At 73.1% G+C, this 18,787-nt stretch carries 11 protein-coding genes and 1 pseudogene; 7 read left to right on the top strand and 5 right to left on the bottom strand.

The window, feature by feature from the left end; translation table 11 throughout:
* Positions 1–154: 154 nt before the first annotated feature.
* Positions 155–670, bottom strand: a complete 516-nt coding sequence (locus tag ABT336_RS19575; RefSeq protein WP_350898052.1) for an acyl-CoA thioesterase — start codon at positions 668–670, stop codon at positions 155–157.
* A 23-nt stretch (positions 671–693) separates the two neighbouring features.
* Here ABT336_RS19575 and ABT336_RS19570 point away from each other — a divergent pair, with 23 nt between their 5' ends.
* The 4 genes from ABT336_RS19570 to ABT336_RS19555 all read left to right on the top strand — a co-directional run bounded on the left by ABT336_RS19570 (position 694) and on the right by ABT336_RS19555 (position 5,672).
* Positions 694–1,365 (top strand): hypothetical protein, encoded by a 672-nt coding sequence (locus ABT336_RS19570; protein WP_350898051.1) that lies wholly within the window; start codon positions 694–696, stop codon positions 1,363–1,365.
* Positions 1,366–1,564: 199 nt separating this feature from the next.
* Positions 1,565–2,404, top strand: coding sequence for a hypothetical protein (locus ABT336_RS19565; protein ID WP_350898050.1), 840 nt, complete (start codon positions 1,565–1,567; stop codon positions 2,402–2,404).
* A 50-nt stretch (positions 2,405–2,454) separates the two neighbouring features.
* Complete coding sequence (locus ABT336_RS19560) at positions 2,455–3,420, top strand: ATP-binding cassette domain-containing protein (protein WP_350898049.1); 966 nt, start codon at positions 2,455–2,457, stop codon at positions 3,418–3,420.
* Positions 3,420–5,672, top strand: coding sequence for an AAA family ATPase (locus tag ABT336_RS19555; protein ID WP_350898048.1), 2,253 nt, complete (start codon positions 3,420–3,422; stop codon positions 5,670–5,672). Before ABT336_RS19560 ends, ABT336_RS19555 begins: the two co-directional genes overlap by 1 nt.
* 127 nt (positions 5,673–5,799) lie before the next feature.
* Here the strand turns inward: ABT336_RS19555 and ABT336_RS19550 are convergent, their stop codons facing one another.
* Genes ABT336_RS19550 through ABT336_RS19540 form a run of 3 tightly spaced genes read right to left on the bottom strand, consistent with a single transcriptional unit; the run spans position 5,800 to position 10,912 of the window.
* A complete protein-coding gene (locus ABT336_RS19550) occupies positions 5,800–6,825 on the bottom strand; it encodes a hypothetical protein (protein ID WP_350898047.1) in 1,026 nt (341 codons plus the stop codon).
* Positions 6,822–10,667: an FxSxx-COOH system tetratricopeptide repeat protein gene (fxsT, locus tag ABT336_RS19545; RefSeq protein ID WP_350898046.1), complete on the bottom strand. Its 3,846-nt coding sequence runs from the start codon at positions 10,665–10,667 to the stop codon at positions 6,822–6,824. The genes ABT336_RS19550 and fxsT overlap by 4 nt, the downstream gene beginning before the upstream one ends.
* Positions 10,664–10,912, bottom strand: a complete 249-nt coding sequence (locus ABT336_RS19540; RefSeq protein ID WP_350898045.1) for an FxSxx-COOH-like cyclophane-containing RiPP peptide — start codon at positions 10,910–10,912, stop codon at positions 10,664–10,666. Before ABT336_RS19540 ends, fxsT begins: the two co-directional genes overlap by 4 nt.
* A 172-nt stretch (positions 10,913–11,084) precedes the next feature.
* Here ABT336_RS19540 and ABT336_RS19535 point away from each other — a divergent pair, with 172 nt between their 5' ends.
* Positions 11,085–12,377: an aKG-HExxH-type peptide beta-hydroxylase gene (locus ABT336_RS19535; RefSeq protein WP_350898044.1), complete on the top strand. Its 1,293-nt coding sequence runs from the start codon at positions 11,085–11,087 to the stop codon at positions 12,375–12,377.
* Here the strand turns inward: ABT336_RS19535 and ABT336_RS19530 are convergent.
* Complete coding sequence (locus tag ABT336_RS19530; RefSeq protein WP_350898043.1) at positions 12,367–13,530, bottom strand: acyl-CoA dehydrogenase family protein; 1,164 nt, start codon at positions 13,528–13,530, stop codon at positions 12,367–12,369. The two genes, ABT336_RS19535 and ABT336_RS19530, sit on opposite strands and share 11 nt — an antisense overlap.
* 254 nt (positions 13,531–13,784) lie before the next feature.
* Here ABT336_RS19530 and ABT336_RS19525 point away from each other — a divergent pair, with 254 nt between their 5' ends.
* A complete protein-coding gene (locus ABT336_RS19525; protein ID WP_350898042.1) occupies positions 13,785–15,212 on the top strand; it encodes a UDP-glucose dehydrogenase family protein in 1,428 nt (475 codons plus the stop codon).
* A gap of 192 nt (positions 15,213–15,404) precedes the next feature.
* Positions 15,405–18,787, top strand: a pseudogene (locus ABT336_RS19520) (SCO7613 C-terminal domain-containing membrane protein); the annotation flags it as partial.

Here is an 18,787-nt window from a genome sequence, read left to right as displayed (position 1 = left end):
CCCCCTTCGGGCCCGGTACCAACCTGTCGCACATCCCGTGACGCCATCTTGCCCTATGATCCTCAGAAAGGAAGGGCCCCCTCTTAACGCATACGGTAGAGAAGGGTCCCCTCCTGCCATAGACCCCGGATTTCGGCGGCGACGACAGGGCCGGTCAGCCCTCGCGGTGGGCCTGGATAGCCCGGCGACGGGCCAGGCGGTGCGCCCGACGGATCTCCGCCTCCCGGAACCGCCGCTCGTCCTCCGGTGCCCCCGGCAGCACCGGCCGGACCGGCCGGGGGGCGCCACCCACGTCGACGCCGACGAAGACCAGGTACGCGGTGGCGACCCGGACCGGCTCGTCCTCGGCCGAGTCCCACCGCTCGGCCACCACCTTCACCCCGACCTCCATCGAGGTCTGCCCGGCCCAGTTCACCTGCGCGTGGGCGTGCACGAGGTCTCCGACCCGAACCGGCTCGGAGAAGACGATCTCGTCGATAGCGGCGGTGACGGCGGTCCCGCCGCTGTGCCGGGCGGCGGCGGCCCCGGCGACGTCGTCGACGAACTTCATCAGGACGCCGCCGTGCACGGTCCCGTAGAGGTTGACATCGACCGCAGTCATGATGCGACTCAGGGTGACCCGGGAGTACGACGTGGGTTTACCCGAGGCGGCGAAGGAGTGCTCGGTCATGCCGGAAACGGTACGGTGCGCCAATGCGACATCTGTGGAGCTTCCTCGCCGGCCTGGCGGTGGCACCGGTCACCTGGGTCCTTGTCACACTCGGACAGGACGGGTCGAGCCGCACAGTCGGCCGTTGGGTCGAGGTCGGGGCCTTCAACACTGCCAACCTGATCGAGCCCGCCGTGTACCTCGGCGTCGGCGCGATCCTGCTCGGTCTGCTGGGTACGCTGCGGTTCTCCCCGCTCGGCCCGCTCGTCGCCGGGCTGCTGCTCGTCACTCCGTACGTCGGGATGCTCGTCGCCCCCTTCCAGGTCCGGGACCGGATCCCGCAGGGGTGGTCGGTCTTCGGTGATCCGCTGCCGCTGGAGCTGCCTGTCGACAACGGCACGCTCTTCCTGATCGGCGTGATGCTGGTGATGGCCACGTTCAGTCGTCAGCGGTGGCGGCGGTGGCCCCGTACGGGTGCTGCGGTGACCCCGCCGGCAGCGGCACCGCAGCCCGAGCCGCAGCCGGTGCACGAGGAGCCCACCTACACCGACTGGCCGCCCGCGCCGACGACGGACCGGGACACCGCTCCCCTCACCCTCGGATACCCGGACGACACCCCGACCGAGCCGCTGCCCCGCCGCACCGCCGGTGCGTCGCCGTGGTCCGACCCGCCGCGCGGGGGACGTCGGACCGACGACACCTTCGACGACAGGTAGCCCCGGTCGGCGGCGCCACCGGTGGGTGGGCCGGAAACGCACCCCGCCCACCGTCGGCCCGCCGGAAACGCACCCCGCCCACCGTCGGCCCGCCGAGCCTCCCGCCGACCGTCCGGGTGGGTGGCCCGTCCGGGTGAGTCGGGTTTCCAACCGGCCGGCGGTATCCACGCATTGCCACGTTTCACTACAGTCAGCAGCTATGCGGACGCCATCCGTCAACCTGCGCCGGGTTCTCGCGGCGGTGGCGGTCGCCGTGGCCGCCGTACCCGTCGTCGCCTGGTCCTACCAGGCTGTCACCCGGCCGCCCGGCACCGACGACGGAGCCCGGGTCTACTGCCTGGCCGCAGAACGCCGGGCCGACCTCGTCGACGCCGCCTCGGCGCTCGGTCTGGCCTCCGCCTCCCCCACCGACGGTCAGTTGCGTTGGCACGACCGGCAGGGCGGCCCCGACCAGTGGCGGCAGGACCGGCCGGCGGACTTCGACAGGGCCTGTCTGGCCCTGATCTCGGCTGCGGGGCGGGCCGGCGGGGGCGGCGGCGGGCCGTCCCCGTGGGCCACCCTGACGCCTTCGCTGGTGCTCGCGGCGGCGAGTGCGGCGCTGGCCGCCTGGTTCAGCCACCGGCTGGCCACCGTCGGGGTCCGGCGGGCCGAGGCCGACACGCTGCGGGCGGCGGCCCGGCAGTACCGGCTCGCCGTGGAGCCGCTGCTGCGCCACGTGGAGGAGGCATTACCCGGCCTGCTGCCGAACCCGGAGGAGATCCGCCGGGGCCGGCAGGAGCTGGCGAGCCGTCTTCGGGCGGTGGCGGACGCCCGCCGGAGCTGGGGGCTGCCCCGCCGACTCGCCACCGCCCTCGACGAACGACCCGACGGTCCGCTGTACGACGCCCCGCGCGGCAGCGCCGGGGCCGACCTGCGGTCGACGTGGGTGCAGCACCGACGCACGGAGCTGAACCGGTTGGAGGCGGAGGTGGGGCAGGTGGCCCAGGCGGTGGAGAGTCCCGGTGTCCTGCCCGGCCGGACTCCGGCGGGCCTGCGATGACCGGCGACGGGCTGCCCGGGCAGCCTGCCGAACCGTCCGAGGAGCATGCGGTGAGCGGCGACCCGTCCGAGGAGTGTGCGGTGAGCGGCGACCCGTCCGAGGAGTGTGCGGTGAGCGGCGACCCGAGCGCGGGGACCCCACCGAATCCGTTCGCGGTGCCCCGGTTGTTCGTCGAGACCGATCCGCTCAATCCGCTGCGGCACGAGGAGCACCTCGACTACTACGTCGCAGTGGACCACACCGAGGAGTCGTTCCAGGACTTCCAGAAGCGGTTCCAGGACGTCGCGGACCTGCTCCACGAGGGACGACTGGTGCTTGTCAGCGGGGAGAAGGGGTGCGGCAAGACCACCCTGATCAACCGCTGCGCACACTGGTTACGCGGTCGGATCGAGGCCGACAGGCAGGACGTCGAGGTGGTCGACCTGACCCGGGAGGCACAGGACAGCGACACCATCCCGGTACGCCGTAGCAACGTCAGCCGGGCCCTGGTGGACAACCTCCACGCGCTGACACTGCTCAAGAGCGACCTGGTCTACGAGACCCGGGACGACGCCGACAGCACCTACCGGAACCTGCCCACCTGCCTGGCGGCCGGCCAGTGGCTGATCGTGCTACTGCCCCGCGCGGAACTGGCGGAGGAGTTGCGGTACTACGCGGTCCGCGCCCCGAAGCGGATGGTGTTCTTCGCCGAGACCACCCCCGAGGTGGGCACCCAGCACGCCCCCGGGCGGACGATCCGGCTACAGGTCGACGCCTTCGAGCACGAACACGCCACCCTCTTCGCCACCGACCGGCTGCGCCGGCTGCCGACCGGTACCCTTCCGCCCCTGGCCCCGACGGCGCTCGACGAGTTCCTCCAGGACAATCGAAAGACGACGATCGGCGAGATCCAACGGTTACTCTTCGGGGTGTACGAGACACTCCGGGTGCAAGAAGACCGACCGGATGAGGTGACCTGGAACCACCTTGCCCGACACTTCATCAGTGTGTCCCGCCGCCTCAGGGAGCAACCGTGATGGACGCGCACGCACCGGACCCGACCGGCGCGGTCAATCCCTACCCGTCGAGCGCCGTCGCGCAGATCGCGGATGCCGGTTCGAGCGTCGTGACCATACCCACTGTGGCGATCCAGCAGGCCACCGCAGTGATGGACGACTATCTGGCCGCCCTGCGGACCGCGCCCCGTACCCCGGCGGGTCGGGTCCTCGCGGTGGTCGGCGAACACGGTACGGGCAAGACCCATCTCGCCTCCCACCTGATCCGTCACGCCACCGACCACCTCGGCGGCGACCTCCAGTGGCTGCACCTCAACGCCCCGCCGGACACCTTCGTCTCGCTGTACCGGGCCCTCGCCGACAAGCTCACCGACCGTCGGGACGTCGTCGAACGCCAGGTCCGCCGCCTGTACGCCGACATCCTCGCCGTGGAGGTGAGCCGGTCCCGGGTGACGGCGCCGCTGGCGGAGTCGTTGCTCGACGGCACGCTGGATCCGGTGGCGGTGGTGGACACCTTCAACATGATGGAGAGCCGCCTCCTCGGTCAGCTCCGGGATCGGCTGCGGGAGGTGACCGACAACAGCGAGTTCGCTCGGGCGCTGACGCTGCTGCTCCGTGGTGGTTTCGAGAACCCGGTCTGGGACTGGATCGCCGGTCGTCCCCCGGCGGAGGTGCTCCGGGAACGGGGCATCACCAGCACCCTGACCGCGACGGAGACCAGCGCCCTCCAGGCGATGGGCGTCTTCGCCCTGCTGATCGGGTACGGCCCGAGGCCCTTCGTCCTGGTCGTCGACGAGCTGGACCAGCTGCTGACGGCGGCGGGCAGGGAGCGGGACGAGGCCCTCGACGCGTTCAAGGAACTGCTCCGGGTCTTCGCCGCCTCCAACACGTTCCTGATCATCGCCGGGCTGCCCGACCTGCTGGAGACGCTGCCCCGGGACGTCCGGGCCCGGACCGGCGAGCAGGTCGTCATGACCCCGCTGACGGTCGCCGAGGCCCGGGCGTACGTCCTGCGTCGGCAGGGCAACCGGTTGGCCCCGTTCACCGAGGAGACTGTCACCCAGGTGGTGGAGCTGGCCCACGGCGTACCCCGGCGGGTGATCTCGCTCTGCCACCGGCTCTGGGGGCGGTCCCGGGACCAGGGCACTGAGGTGACGGCGACGATGGTCCGGGAGGCGGCCCGGGACCTCTACGGCGGGCTGCGGGGAAACAACCTGCCCGCCGAGATCCGTCAGGTGCTCGTCGGTTCCGGCCTCGACTCGTACGTCCCGGACTATCCCCTCACCGAGAGTCCCGACAGCCGGATCGACTACTGGATCCCGGCCGGACGCGACGACGCCGGGTGCGGCATCCTCCTGGTCGGACCGCTGTTGGACGAGGGGGACGCGGCGGCGGTCGTGACCAGGGCGCAGACCGCCCACGCCCATCGGGACTGTGAACTCCTCCTGGTGGTGGTGGAGCCGGTGCCGGAGCAGTTCCGCGCCAGGGTGCGGGAGGCCGTCGGACGGGAACCGCTGGTGTACCGGCAGCGGTCCTTCGCCGACCAGCTCACCGCCGAGTTGAAGGCGATGGTCGGGCGGCTGGAGGAGCGTTACCCCCAGCAGGGACCGCTGGTGCCGGTGGCTCCGCACCTGGCCCGGCTGGATCGCCGCCAGTCGGCCACCCAGCACATGGTGGGTCTGCTCACCAGCGCCCTGCACGAGCTGCGGGTCCACAACGCCCAGCAGTTCACCGCGCTGCACCGGGAACTGCACGGCCTGCGCCCGTCGACGGCGGGGACCCCGGGGTCGGGCACCGGTCCGCCCTTCACCGGCCTGCCCGACCCGGTGCTCACCCTCCTCGACCGGGCCCTCACCGCCGCCGACCTGCACGCCCCGGTCGGTGCGCTGCTGGGTCGGATGTTCGACGACGACGAGGCGGGTCGCACCGCCCGCCAGGCGGTACGGGTCCGGATCCGCAACTCCCAGGTCCACTCGGCCGCCGGGGTGGCCGCCCTGCTCACCGAGCTGGTCGAGGCGTTCGGGCGGGCCGTGTCCGGCTGGTACGACGAGGTCCGGCGTACGGGGAGGCCGACCGTCGAGCAGTGGGAGCGGCTGGAGGAGATCTGCCAGATCTTCGACGTCGTCCACGAGTACCTCCCCGCGTACCAGCTGCGGACGTTGACGGACCTGACCGGCGGACCGGAGCGGCCGGAGGCCGACGGCGCCCTCGGTGACCTCAGCTCCCGGGTCCGTGACGAACTACGCTCCGCCCTCGCCGCCGGGGCCCGCTGACCGACCCGACCGGTCTCCCCGGCCGCCGCGTCCCCGGCCGATCGGCCGACATCGGCCGGTCGACGACATCGGCCGGTCGACGGCAGCGGCGGACCGGCGTCCTCCGTCGACCGGGCCGGGCCGTCGGTCAGCCGCTCAACTCCCTGCTCAGCAGCGCCACCCGTTCGTCCGACGAGGCGATCCCCTCCTGGGCGAGCGTGACGGCGAACAGGTACCGGTCGAGGCCCACCGGATAGCAGTAGAGCGCCCCCTCCTCGACGTCGAGGACCAGTCGGCGTACCCGGGAGCCGAGCGCCGGGTGGGCGGCCCGGACGACCATCCGCAGCAGCACGTCGATCTGCTGGCCGACCAGGCCGTAGAAGGCCCGACGCCGGCCCGGCCCGATGGTGTCCGCGAAGGGTTCCAACCGGTCGTCGTCGAGCAGGTCGGCGGTGGCCTCGACCTGGCCCGGTCGGCAGACCGCCGCGTAGTGCAGGGACTGCGGGTCGAGATGGTCGCGGCAGATCGTGGCGAGGTCGGCGTAGGACGAGTCGACCGCCCACATCCGGGCCCGTGGGGTTTTCGTCGTCCGCGTCTCCCCGTGCTCGACGGCGTCCGCGAGGACACCGAAGCGCAGCCATCCCCCGTAGTCGAGTGCGGGCTGACTGGTGGCATTGCGCAGCCGGTTGGCCAGCCGGGACAGGGCGACGTCGGCGGCCTGGACGCCCGACGGTCCCGGCTCCGCCCCGGCCGCCGGTACGCCCTCCGGGTGGACCATCGCCACCAGGTACTGCTCTCGACGGACCTGGAGGACGAACAGGGCACCCCGGACGGTGTGCAGCACGATCCGCAGGAGGTTCCCGCTGCGGGCCGGGCGCAGCTGGGCGTCCAGGTAGGTCATCACGTGCACCACGTCCCGGTCGACGAGCTGCCGTTCCTCGGCCGACAGGGTGGTGGAGTCGACGGTGTGGGGTGCGGAGTCCAACGCGAAGTCGCACACCCCGGTGCTGTACCGGGCGAGGTGCACGACGGCGGGAACCTCCCGCATCAGGTCGTCGCAGGCGTCGACGGCCCCCGGACGCCGACCGTCCAGGTGACTGCCGAGCACGACGGCGACGGGGCGACCGGCGGACTGCGGCGTACCCGCGTCACCGGTGGGGGCATCCGTGCTCATGTCTCCGGCACCTCCAGGTCGACGAAGTCGAACAGCGTCGGTCGTAGCCGGAAACCGTCGCTGGTCTCGCCATCGGTCAGCATCACCACCCGCAGCCGTCGGGCCGCCAGCAGGTGGGGGTGGTCGGGGCCGAGGAGGTTGCGTCCCTCGTCGAGCACCTCGCCCAGCAGCTTCTCCGCCGTCCCGAGGCGTCCCAGCACGCCGAGGTTGCCGGCCTGGTTGATCCGGGCCGCGAGGGTCCACGGATGGGACTCGCCGAGCCGGGAGGCAAGCCCGTCGGCAGCCACCCGCCCCTCCTTCGCCGCCTCGGTCGCCTCGACCTGGCGGATCAGCACGGCCCGTACGCTGCGACACAGGTGGACGAAGGGGTGGTCGTCGACGAGGTCGCGTTCGTACCGGGCCAGGCTGTCCTCGGCCAGCCGGACCGCCTTGTCGGTCTCCCCCGCCAGGTGGTAGTCGACAGCCAGACTGAGTCGGCAGGACTGCGCCTTGGGGCTGTCCTCGCCCAACAACCGGCGCAGCACCAGATGGGCCCGGCTGTTGAGGGCCTTCGCCTTGTCGAGGTAGCCACGACGTCGCTCGGTGACGGCCAGGTGCCGGACGGTCCGCAGCAGCAGCATGTCCTCCTCACCGTGGCAGGACACCCGACGCTGGTAGACGTCGGTCAACAGCCGGTACGCCTCGGTCGTCTCCCCCAGGTCGGTGAGGTACCGCCCCAGGTCACCGCTGAGCCGGAGGGTGTCGGGATGGTCCTCGGGGAACAACCGCAGCCGACGGCTCAGGGTCTGCCGCGCCACCCGGACCGCCTCGTCGGTCCGACCGGCCAGATGGTACGAGTTGGCGAGGTTGTACGCGGCGATCAACGTCTCCGGGTGGGAGTTGCCGAACTGGTCCCGGAACCCCCGCCAGGTGGCCTGGTCCTCGATCAGGGCGGGGCGGAACCGGCCGAGCCCGCGCAGGTCCCCGGCGAGGCCACGGCGGGCGACGAGGACCCGGGGATGGTCGGGTCCCAGCAGCGCCGCCCCGCGCTCCACCACCACCCGACTCAGGGCCAGGGCCTCGTCGTTGCGGCCGAGCATCCGGGTCACGTCGGCCAGCCGGGTGGCGAGCCGGAGGGTGATCTGGTCGGCCCAGTCGTGCCGGGTCAACCAGCGGTCCAGGACCGGACGCCACAGTCGCAGCGCCTCGGCCACCTCCCCCTCACCCCTGGCGATGAGGTGTTCGAGCTGTTCGACGAGGAACCGGCGGACCTCGTCCGGGTCGTCGACCGCCAGCGCACCGGAGCTGAGCAGGTGTCGGTGCAGTTCGTGCCGGAGCACCGAACCGGCGGCGGTGGTCCGGGGTGCCGCACCGGCCAGCCCGAGCAGGAACCGGTCCCGGGCGGCAGTACGCTGCGCCGGTTCCATCTCGTCCCGGACGATCGCCTGCACTGCCGGGTGCATGCGTACCAGGCCGTCGCTGCCCCAGGTCACGTCGAAGATCCGGTAGCGCAGACCGACTGTCAGCGCCCTGTCGACCTCCCACCCGTCGGCGCGCAGCAGCGCCGCGTCCTCCTCGTCGAGACCGGCAGCGACCTGGGCGCGTACCCGGCGGGACTGGGCCAGGGTGAGGGAGAGGCCGTCCGGCGCGGCGAAGGCGAACATCTGCGCCAGCACCACGGCGATCCGGCCGCTGAGCTCCTCGCCCATCAGCCGCAACGCCACCCTGACGATCCGTCCGGTGGCCGGTTCGGCCCGGGTCGACGGTGCCACCGCCGCCACGAACGCCTGCACCGCCGCGTCCACGGCCCGCTGGCCGGTCACCCGGTCCCGCTTGTCGAGCAGGATGCCGGCCTGGTCCAGCAGCCCGCAGGACAGCCACAGGTCGAGGGGGAAGCCGCCCACCGCCTCCACCACAGTCGCCGCCCCGGTGGTGGACAGGCCGGTGACCTGGCGGGTGAGCAGCCGTACCGCGTCGGGTGAGGTCAGCTCGCCGACTGCCACCTCGGGGTCGGACCCGGGTGGGCTGTCCCCACCCCGGGTCACCACGACGTGGCCGGAGCCCCCCGGCACCAGGCCGGTGAGGTCGGCCGGGTCCACGACCCCGTCGTACACCAGCAGCCACTGGTCTCCGGAGCCGGCCAGCTCCTTGAGTAGCTCCTGCACCGAGTTGCCCCGGGGGCCGAAGCCCACCCGCTCGGCCAACGCCGTGAGCGCCCGCCACAGGTCGTGCCGGTTCCCTGCCGGCAACCAGGCGACCAGGGCGTAGTCGGCGCGGAACCGGTCCACGTACGTCCGGACGAGGCTGGTCTTGCCCGCTGCGGCGGGCCCCCGCACCACCACCGGCTCGGTGCCGACCCCGGCCAGGAGCAGATCCCGGAGCCCGCCGAGTTCCCGGTCCCGGCCGACGAAGTCGCGCGGCGGCGCGGGAAGGCCGGGCACCGGTTCGTCCCGGCCGGTCCCGCCGGGGTAGCCGACCCGCCAGGCCCGGTGGGCCGGCACCGGGTCGAGGGTCGCCAGACCCAGTGCGCCCCGCAGCCGCCGGAGGGCCAGCTCCTCGGTGCACCCGGCGAGGTCGAGGACCCGCTCGGCGTCCGGTCGCAGCCCCGTCACCGGGAGGGTGCGGACCACCATCAGCTCGGCGTCGGGGCGGTCCCGCACCTGCTGGATCGTGGCGTCGAGCCAGTCGTCGTCGGTCTCCACCGGGGGTGGTGCCAGCACCCCGGAGTCTGGCGGCGTGGCGGGCTCGGGGTCGACCACGAGCACCACGAAGGGACCGTCGACGGCGGTCCCGCCCCGACTCCACCCCCGGACCCGTAACCCCAGTGCGACCAGGGCGCCGCGCAGCCAGTCCGCCCAGGGACGTTGGGCCTCCCGGTACGCCAGGCACACGGTCCCGCTCTCCTCGGCGGTCTGTCGGCCCAGCCCCCGCCGGTACCGGTCCCGGGCCGCGTCCGGCTCGGGCAGTGCCCGACTCACCTCACCGACGGTGACCAGGTCGAGCAGCGACCCGTACGCGTCGAGCACCCGGTCCCGGTGCGGGGACTCCTCCAGCAGGGCGGCGAGCGACGACCCGGGTGGACCGGGGATCTCCACCTGCGCGAAGTCGATGTCGAGGGTGGGCTCGTCGAGCGCCCCGAGGAACCGCTGCCGCACCTGGTCGGCGTAGCCGGTGACGGTGTCGGGTGGGCCGTCGAGGCCGGTGGTGGCGGCGATGATCCGCACCCCGGCCGGGGCGGCCCGGTGCACCTCACGGGCGACCGCCGCGACGGCTGCCAGCTCGGGTCGGCGGTACGGCAGGCAGACCACCACCGTGTCGCAGAGCACCGCGAGCCACTGCGCCACGGTCGGGGTGAACTCCGGAGCGTCGAGGAGGACGTCGTCGTACTCGGTGAAGCGGAGTTGGCGGCGCAGCTCCACCCGGAGGGCCTCTTCCGGACCGGCCCCGACCTGGGTCACCGAGGGCCACTCCACCACGTCGGGTACCGCCACCACGTCCAACCGGCCGGGGGCGACGGCGTACCGGCGCAGGCTGGTGCTGCCGGGGGCGAAGCCGGGCAGCGCGAACAGCAGCCCGGTCAGGCTGGTGGGGAGGTGGTCGGTGATCGCGGACTCTTCGGCGTAGAAGGAGCCGAGATGGTCGTGGACCCGCACTGCACCTCGGCCGGCGTCCACCACCAGGACCCGTCGACCCGCCCGGGCCAGCAGCAACGCCAGATTACCGACCATGTTGGTACGTCCGGTGAGCGTCGCCGCGGCCAGGAAGGCGCTCACCCTGGTCTCCACCGGGCCCGTCGCGGGCCTTCCACGCACCACTGTGGTCGACGGGGGACCCTCCCCGGCCGGATCCGCCTCCTCCGTCATGTCGTCCCTCCCCCTTGCTCTCCCGACCGGCGTCGGTGCGCCTGCGGTCGACCCGCCGTACCCCCGGGCGAGTCGTTGTTCTGGTTGGACCACCACAGGAACTCGGCGGTCGGCGTCCCGGTCTCGGTGATCAGCCGCCGTAGCGACCGGCGGAGCGACTGTCGCGGGATGGCGTCGAGTTCGGCGGGGTCGAGCTCCTCGACGTCGAGAAGGTGAGACACCAACGGTCGGTCGTTGCTGCTCATCCCCTCCGAACTCGTCCGGCCCAACCTTCGATCCATCGGCTGCCACCATTTCCGAACGGCACAGTCAGCGTCTCGCCAGTAACATATCGTAGCGGCCATCGATGTTCACCGTCGTCACGGTGGAGTGCCACCTGGTCTGGGGAGGCCGCGTTTGCGGACCGATCGGCACGAGATGCCAGCCGGAACGTTCCTGGCCATCGCCCGGGGCGGCGGTGGACACCGCGCCCTCCGGCACCTTCGCGCCGGTCAGCTCAGTCGCAACCTGTTGGCCGTCCGGGAGGTCGTGTCCCTCGGACGCGACAGTGGACACCGGGACGCCGCACTGGCCGAGCGGGGCTGGCATCTCCTTGCTGACCTGCGTCGACATCATCCGGAGGCGGCCCGGTCGGTGCTCACCCACCCGTCGGTCGGGGTGTGGGCGGTGCGGACCCTCGCGGAACTGCGCGACGGTGACCCGCAGGCACGGCCGGCGATGCTCGGGGCGGTGGTGGCGGCGACCGCGCTCCGAGCCGGAACGCAGGCCCGTGTCACCTTCCCGACATCCCCCGACGGGAGGGTGGCGACGGCCCTGCCTGGGGTGGGTCTCCTCCGACGGTCGGCGGGCGACCGACAGGCTCGTCCGCAGCTCTGGGTCGACGGTGCCCGGGGACGGGTGGCGCTGGACGGCGTCGAGGTCGCCGGCGGTGACCGGCGACCGTCCGACACCGCCCCGACCTGGCATCCGGTCTTCCGGCTCCGGGCCGGAAACGCGGCACTGTTCCATCTGGACGACCCGATGTCGCTCGTCAGCCCGGACACAGTGGTCCCGCTCGACGCGGCCGGAGCGACGGACTGGCGATCCCGACTCGCGCCCGGGTGGCGGCTGCTGGCCACCAGGCATCGGTGGCGGGCAGTGGAGCTGGCCGAGATGGTCTCGGTCGTGGCACCCCTTCGCCCCGACGAGGCGGGACGGGCGGCGGCACCGGCCGACGGGGTGCCGGGCACCACAGCGTCGGCCTCCGCCCTGACCAGCGGCACCCTCCCGACCGCTGTGGGCTGCATCGCCCTGGCCGGACGCGGCGACGCGCGAACCGTCGCGGCGACCCTGGTACACGAGGTGGCGCACAACAAGCTGGCCGCCCTCGACGACCTCTTCCCCCTCGTCGCCCGCACCGGACAGAGCTGGCACCCGGCACCGTGGCGCGACGGCGTACGCCCACTGTCGGCCCTGCTCCAGGGCCTGTACGCACACGTGGCGGTCGGGGAGTTCTGGCGGCGTCAGCGGCACCAGGAGACGGCGGCGGGCCGACGGGTGGCCGCAGCGGAGTCAGCCCGGATCCGGGTGGCCTGCCGGGAGGTCGCCGACCTGCTCGGCACCACCGACGGACTCACCCGGTACGGGCGGGTCCTGGTGGACCAGCTCGACCGGGTGCTCCGCGAATGGGAGGGCCGGGGTCTGCCCCCCGCTCCGTCGGTCAGCCCCTGAGCAGCTGGCGGGCCATGACGATGCGCTGGACCTGGTTGGTGCCCTCGTAGATCTGGGTGATCTTGGCGTCCCGCATCATCCGCTCGACCGGGTAGTCCCGGGTGTAGCCGTATCCGCCGAGGAGCTGGACCGCATCGGTGGTGATCTCCATCGCGGCGTCGGAGGCGAAGCACTTGGCAGCCGCCCCGAAGTACGTCAGGTCGGCGTCCCCCCGCTCGGAGCGGGCCGCCGCGGCGTACGTCAACTGTCGGGCCGCCTCCAGCTTCATCCCCATGTCGGCGAGCATGAACTGCACACCCTGGAACTCGGCCACCGGCCTGCCGAACTGCTTGCGCTCGGCGACGTACCCCCGGGCGTAGTCGAGCGCGCCCTGCGCGATGCCGACGGCCTGCGCGGCGATGGTGACCCGGGTGTGGTCGAGGGTCTTCATCGCGGTGGCGAAGCCGGTGCCCTCGGCACCGATGATCCGGTCGGCCGGGATCCGGACGTCGTCCAGGTAGACCTCCCGGGTCGGCGAACCCTTGATGCCGAGCTTCTTCTCCGGGGCGCCGAAACCGACCCCGGGATCGGACTTCTCCACCACGAAGGCGGAGATCCCCCGCGACCGGGCATCCGGGTCGGTGACGGCGAAGACCGTGTAGTACTCGGAGACACCGGCGTTGGTGATCCACCGCTTCACCCCGTTGAGGACCCAGTGGTCTCCGTCACGTACCGCCCGGGTGGTCATCGACACCGCGTCGCTGCCCGCCTCCGGCTCGGACAGGCAGTAGGAGAACATCGCCTCCCCGCCGGCCACCGGGGTCAGGTACCGGCGCTTGAGCTCCTCGGAACCGGCCAGCAACAGCGGCATGGTGCCGAGCTTGTTCACCGCCGGGATCAGCGAGGACGAGGCGCAGGCGCGGGCCACCTCCTCGATGACGATCGCGGTGGCCAGGGCGTCCGCGCCCGCTCCGCCGTACTCGACGGGGACGTGGGGGGCGTGGAAGTCGGCGGCCCGCAGTGCCTCGTACGACGCTGCGGGGAATTCACCTGTCTCATCGGCCTCGGCCGCGTGCGGGGCGACTTTCGCGGTGCAGACCTCCCGAACTGCGTCCCGAATCGCCTGGTGCTCCTCGGGCAACGAGTAGACGTCGAACGGTTCCCCTGCGGCCATGTCGGCCACCTCCCCTTCACCGCTATCATGCGCATTCGGTGCCGTGTCGGGTCACCGCCGACCGCGCAAGAATGAAGGATAGCGACATGCTCCAGGCGAACGTTACCGACGCGTAGGCTCGGCGTGATGCTGTCGTCGGCGTCACCGAGTCGGCCACCACACCACGCATTCACAATCAACCCAGGTGCCCGCCATGGTGCCCGGCCAGATGCGACGCAACCAGAGCGCCGCCAGTGTGAGCGGAGAAGACAGGCGTGACGATCCCGTACCCGAACACCCAGCCGATGGCGGCGATCCCGGCGGTGACGCCGCCCTCCGGCGCCGCCCGGCCCCGGGTGACCTTCCTCGGCACCGGCTACCTCGGTGCGACGTACGCCATCTGTTACGCCGAACTCGGCTACGAGGTGCTCGGCTTCGACGTCGACGCCGACAAGATCGCCAAGTTGAACGCCGGTGAGGTCCCGATCCACGAACCGGGCCTGGACGAGCTGCTCCGGCGCAACCTGTCCGCCGGCCGGCTCCGGTTCAGCACCGACATCTCCGAGATCGCCGACTTCGGTGACGTGCACTTCATCTGCGTCGGCACCCCGCAGCGGGCCGACGGGATGGGCGCCGACCTGTCGTACGTCGAGGCGTCCGTGACCAACCTGGCCCAGCACCTCACCCGCAAGGCGTTGATCGTCGGGAAGTCGACGGTGCCGGTCGGCACCGCCGAGTGGGTGGAGCAGCTTGTCGGCAAGCACACCCCGACCGACCTCGAGGTGGAGGTGGCCTGGAGCCCCGAGTTCCTCCAGGAGGGCTTCGCCGTCGACGACGTGCTGCGGCCCAACCGGATCGTGGTCGGGGTCAAGAGCGAGTGGGCCAACGGGATGCTCTACGCCGCCCACAAGGGGGTCTTCGACCTGGCCGCCACCGAGGACCGGGAGGTCCCGCTGGTGGTCACCGACTTCGCCACCGCGGAACTGGTCAAGGTCGCCGCGAACGCCTTCCTGGCCACGAAGATCTCTTTCATCAACGCGATGGCCGAGGTCTGCGAGGCCGCCGGAGGGGACGTCACCCAGCTCGCCCGGGCCATCGGGTACGACCCCCGGATCGGCAACCGCTTCCTCCAGGCCGGTCTCGGCTTCGGCGGGGCCTGCCTGCCCAAGGACATCCGCGCCTTCCAGGCCCGGGCGCAGGAACTGGGGGCCGGGGAGGCGCTGCGGTTCCTGCACGAGGTCGACCTGATCAACCTGCGCCGTCGTACCCGGGTGCTGCACCTCGCCGCCGACCTGCTCGGCCGCCGCGCGGGTCCGGCCGGACCGGACCTGTCCGGAACCCGGATCGCGGTCCTCGGTGCCACCTTCAAACCCAACACCGACGACGTACGCGACGCCCCCGCCCTGGCCGTGGCGGCACTGCTGCACAAGGCCGGTGCGGACGTGCACGTCTTCGACCCCGAGGGCATCGGCAACGCCCGTCGGGCGGTGCCGGAGTTGAGCTACGAGGCCACCATGAACGAGGCGGTCGCCGACGCCGACCTGGTGTGCGTCCTGACCGAGTGGGCGGACTTCCGTAACGCCGATCCGTTCGTCCTGGGCGAGCTGGTCGCCGGTCGCCGGGTGGTGGACGGCCGCAACTGCCTGGACGCCACACTGTGGACCCAGGCCGGCTGGGAGTACCGGGGGCTGGGCCGCCCCTGAGGTCGTCCCGCTCCGGTGACCCGGCCCCCACCGGGCCGCCGGAGACCGACGGACCGGCACCGGTCGGCCGCGTACGACGGCGGCCGACCTTTTTTCTGCCCGCGACGCGGCGACAGGTGTCGAATTCCGGGCCAGGTTTGGGCATGCTGCGACAGTGGAAGTCCACTGTGCGGGTCGGCCGGGAGGGGTGTCGTGAAAGATTTCCAGTGCTCCTCGTGCGGCCAGGAGACCAAGCCGGCCGCCCACTGCCCGCACTGCGGGGCGACCCAGCCACAGTGGGCCGAGCATCTGGCGGAGATCGAACGCTCCATCGCGGAGATGAAGGCCCGCGAGGCCGCCATCGCCGCCGAGCAGCGGCAGATCGCCCAGAAGATGCAGGCCGCGCTCTTCCAGCGGGACATCCTCGCGCACGCCGGTGAGGACGGCCTCAACAAGTCGACCCGACCGCACCGGGTGCTCCGCCGGCGTACCCGCCGCCAGTCGGGGCCGACGACCGCCGCCGGGACCACGCAGTCGTCGAAGGCGGCAGCCGCACCGCCGGCGCAGGGCACCGGACCGTCCGGGCGGACCGGCACCCCGAAGACCCCACCGGGCAAGGCCGGAGCGGGCCGACCGGAGGCCGACGCCCCCGGGAGGGCTGACACCGGACCCGCCGACGCGGGGCGGACCCGGACCCCGAAGGCCGGCCCGGATCCGACCGCTCCCCGGCGGGCCGGTACCGGGAGGAACCCTCGGGTCCCCCGGCAGGGCACCGTCCCGCCGCCGCAGGACCCGCCCGGACGGACGGACGCCATCTGGCTGGACGCCGACGACCCGGAGAACCCGCCCGAGGCCTCCTCCCGCGAGGTGCAGAACATCCCGCTGGGGCTGGGGGCACTGCTGCTCGGGGTGGCCGCTGTGGTCTTCGCCATCCTGGCCGGCACCTCCATGGACGCCCTCGGGCGGCTCGGCATCCTGCTGCTGGCCACCGTGGTCATGCTGCTCGTGCCCCCGGTGCTGGCCCGTCGTGGGCTCACCTCCACCGCCGAGACGATCTCCGTGGTCGGGCTGCTCCTGCTGCCGCTGGCCGGGTACGCCCTGTGGAGCGTCGACCGGATCGGGTCGGGCGGGTTCCCGGGTGCCCTCTTCGTCGCGCTGGTCTTCGGCGGCACCACCGCCACGGCGCTGCTGTACGCCCGCTTCACCGGGCTGCGTGCTCCCCGGTTCGCCACAGTCCTGGCCGCCCAGCCGATCCTGCCCGCACTGGCGTACGGGTGGGTCGACGGCGCGGTCGGCTGGGCCCTGGTGCTCACCGCAGTGGCCGGTCTCGACCTGTGGCTCGCCCGGTCCGCGCTGACTGTGGAACGCCCGGTCCGTCGGGACCTGCCCGAACCGGGTCGGGACCGCCGGACCGAGGGCCGCCCCGAGACGGCTCCCGAGGAGCGTGCCGAGGTGCTGGGCGGGCACCAGTCCGGCCGCGTACCCCGGCCCGCCCGCACCGGTCGACCCACCGGACCGGCCCGGCCGGTGCCCGGTCTGGCCCGGCTGACCTGGGTGTTGCACGCGGTCGCCGTGGTCCTCGCCCTGGCGCTCGCGGTGACCGGCCTGCTGCGCGCCGCGACGGTGCCGGTCGCCGTCGGGGCGGGCGCGGCGTTGCTGCTTGCCGCAGCGCTCTGCCTGGCCGGGACGCTCGCCGCCCGCCGGGCGCCGCTGCCCGACGTCGGGGCGGGGGTGGTGACCCTCGCCGTGATCGTCGCGTCGAGCCGGATCGCCGCCGTCGCCCTGCCCGGTCGGGCGGTGCTGGTCATCGCGGCGGTCATCGCGGTGACCGGGCTCGCGGTCCGGGCGGTGCCGGAGGCGGCCCGCCGGGGTCCCCAGCTCGCCGCCGCCACCGCGCTCACCGTCTGCGGGCTGGTGGTGGCCTTCGACGCGGTACGGGCGGGTCTCGCCCCCGTGTGGGCCGCGCTGCCCGCCTGGGATGCCGACCTGGACCGCTACCCCCGGGTGCTGGCGGACGCGACCGGAGCCGCCGCCTGGCAGCTGCCGCTGGCCGCTCTCCTGCTCACGGTGGCCGCCGTCCTGGCGCTGCCGGCGCAGATCCGCCGGGAGTTCGCGGTGGTCGGCGTGGCGCTGACCGCCCTGGCCGTACCGGCCTCGTTCGGCCTGGGGTGGGCGGCGGCCCCGTGGCCGACGGTGCTGGCCGCCGTCGGCGTCGGACTGGCCGGGCTCTCCGCCCGAACCGAACGGTCCGCGCTGGTCCACGTGGTCACCGCGGCACTGCTCGGCGCGGTCGGGACCGGGGCGGCCCTGGCCCGCCCGGCGGTGACCAGCATCGTGCTGTTGGTGCTCTGCCTGGCGGGGATCGCGGCGGCGTTGGTGCCCCGGTTCCGGATGGCACCGGCCGGAGCGGAGACCGTCACCGCGTGGGCGGCGGGCGGCGCGGCGTTCGCCCTGCCCGGGTCGGTGGCCGCCTTCGTCACCGCCACGGTGCCGGTGGACCCCACCCCGACCCCGGCGAGCCTGCGGGAGATGACCGTCCCGGTGCTGGCCGCGAGCTTCCTGGCGGTCTGCGTCACCCTCGGCCACGCCGCGCTCGTGCAGGTCTCCCATCGGCACGTCCCCACCCCCCTGGCCACCGGGACCGGTCTCGGCGCGCTGGTGGTCTGCGCCGCCGCGTTCGTCGCCCCCGGCACCACAGCGGCGGACCTGTGGCTCGCCGGCCTGGTGCTGGTCGCCACGGCCCTCGTGGTACTCACCCCGATGATCGACGCCCGCCGCCCCTCCGACGTCTCCCTGGACGCGGCGGACCTCGCCCTGGCCGCGGTGACCACCGCCCTGGTCGCCACGATGGTCCGGGTCGCCGCCGTGGTCACCCCCGGCGGTCAACTGGTGGTCGCCGCGATCCTGGTCCTGGTGGTCGCGGTGACCGCCCGGGCACTGCCGCAGCAGTGGCGGCGCGGCCCGGTCCTCGGCGTTGCCGTCGGCGGTGTGCTGATCGGGCTGATCGCCGGCTGGTCGACGGTACGCAGCGGACTGGCGGTCCTGGCCACCCCCGGCCCCATCTGGGCCGGGGACCTCTCCGGCTGGCCGATGGTGCCGGCCGGGGGCGCGTGGCAGGCCCCGGCCGCCCTGGCGCTGCTCGGGGTGGCCGCCGCGGTGCTCCTGCCACCCCCCTGGAAGTACGACGTGTCCGGTGCCGCCGCCGTACTCGCCACCATCGGCGTACCGGCTGCCCTCGGGCTGTCCTGGTGGTCCCCGGTGGTGGTGGGGACGATGGTCGCCACCTGCTACGCGATGGCGTCGGTTGCCGCAGTGGACCCCCGGGCGGCGTTGTCCCGGGCCACGATGGCCGGGATCCTCGGTCTGTACGCCGCCGCCGCCGGACTGCCCCGGCCGTGGAGCACCGCCCTGGCCCTCGGTGCCGTCGTGCTGATCTGCGTCACTGTGGCAGCCGTCGCCCGGGTCGTCGCCGCCGGGCAGGTCGACGTCGAGGCGGAGGGGTTGCCGCCACACCTGGCCCAGGTGGGTGGCGCGGCGGTCCCGGACCGGGCTTGTTCGACCTTGATCTACAAAACACCAAGAAAGAGATTCTGGGA

The sequence above is a fragment of the Micromonospora sp. NPDC000207 genome (genome assembly GCF_040300925.1).
Lineage (GTDB): Bacteria > Actinomycetota > Actinomycetes > Mycobacteriales > Micromonosporaceae > Micromonospora.
Note: the sequence above shows the minus strand (reverse complement) of the source record. Positions and strands in the feature narration are given on the sequence as shown.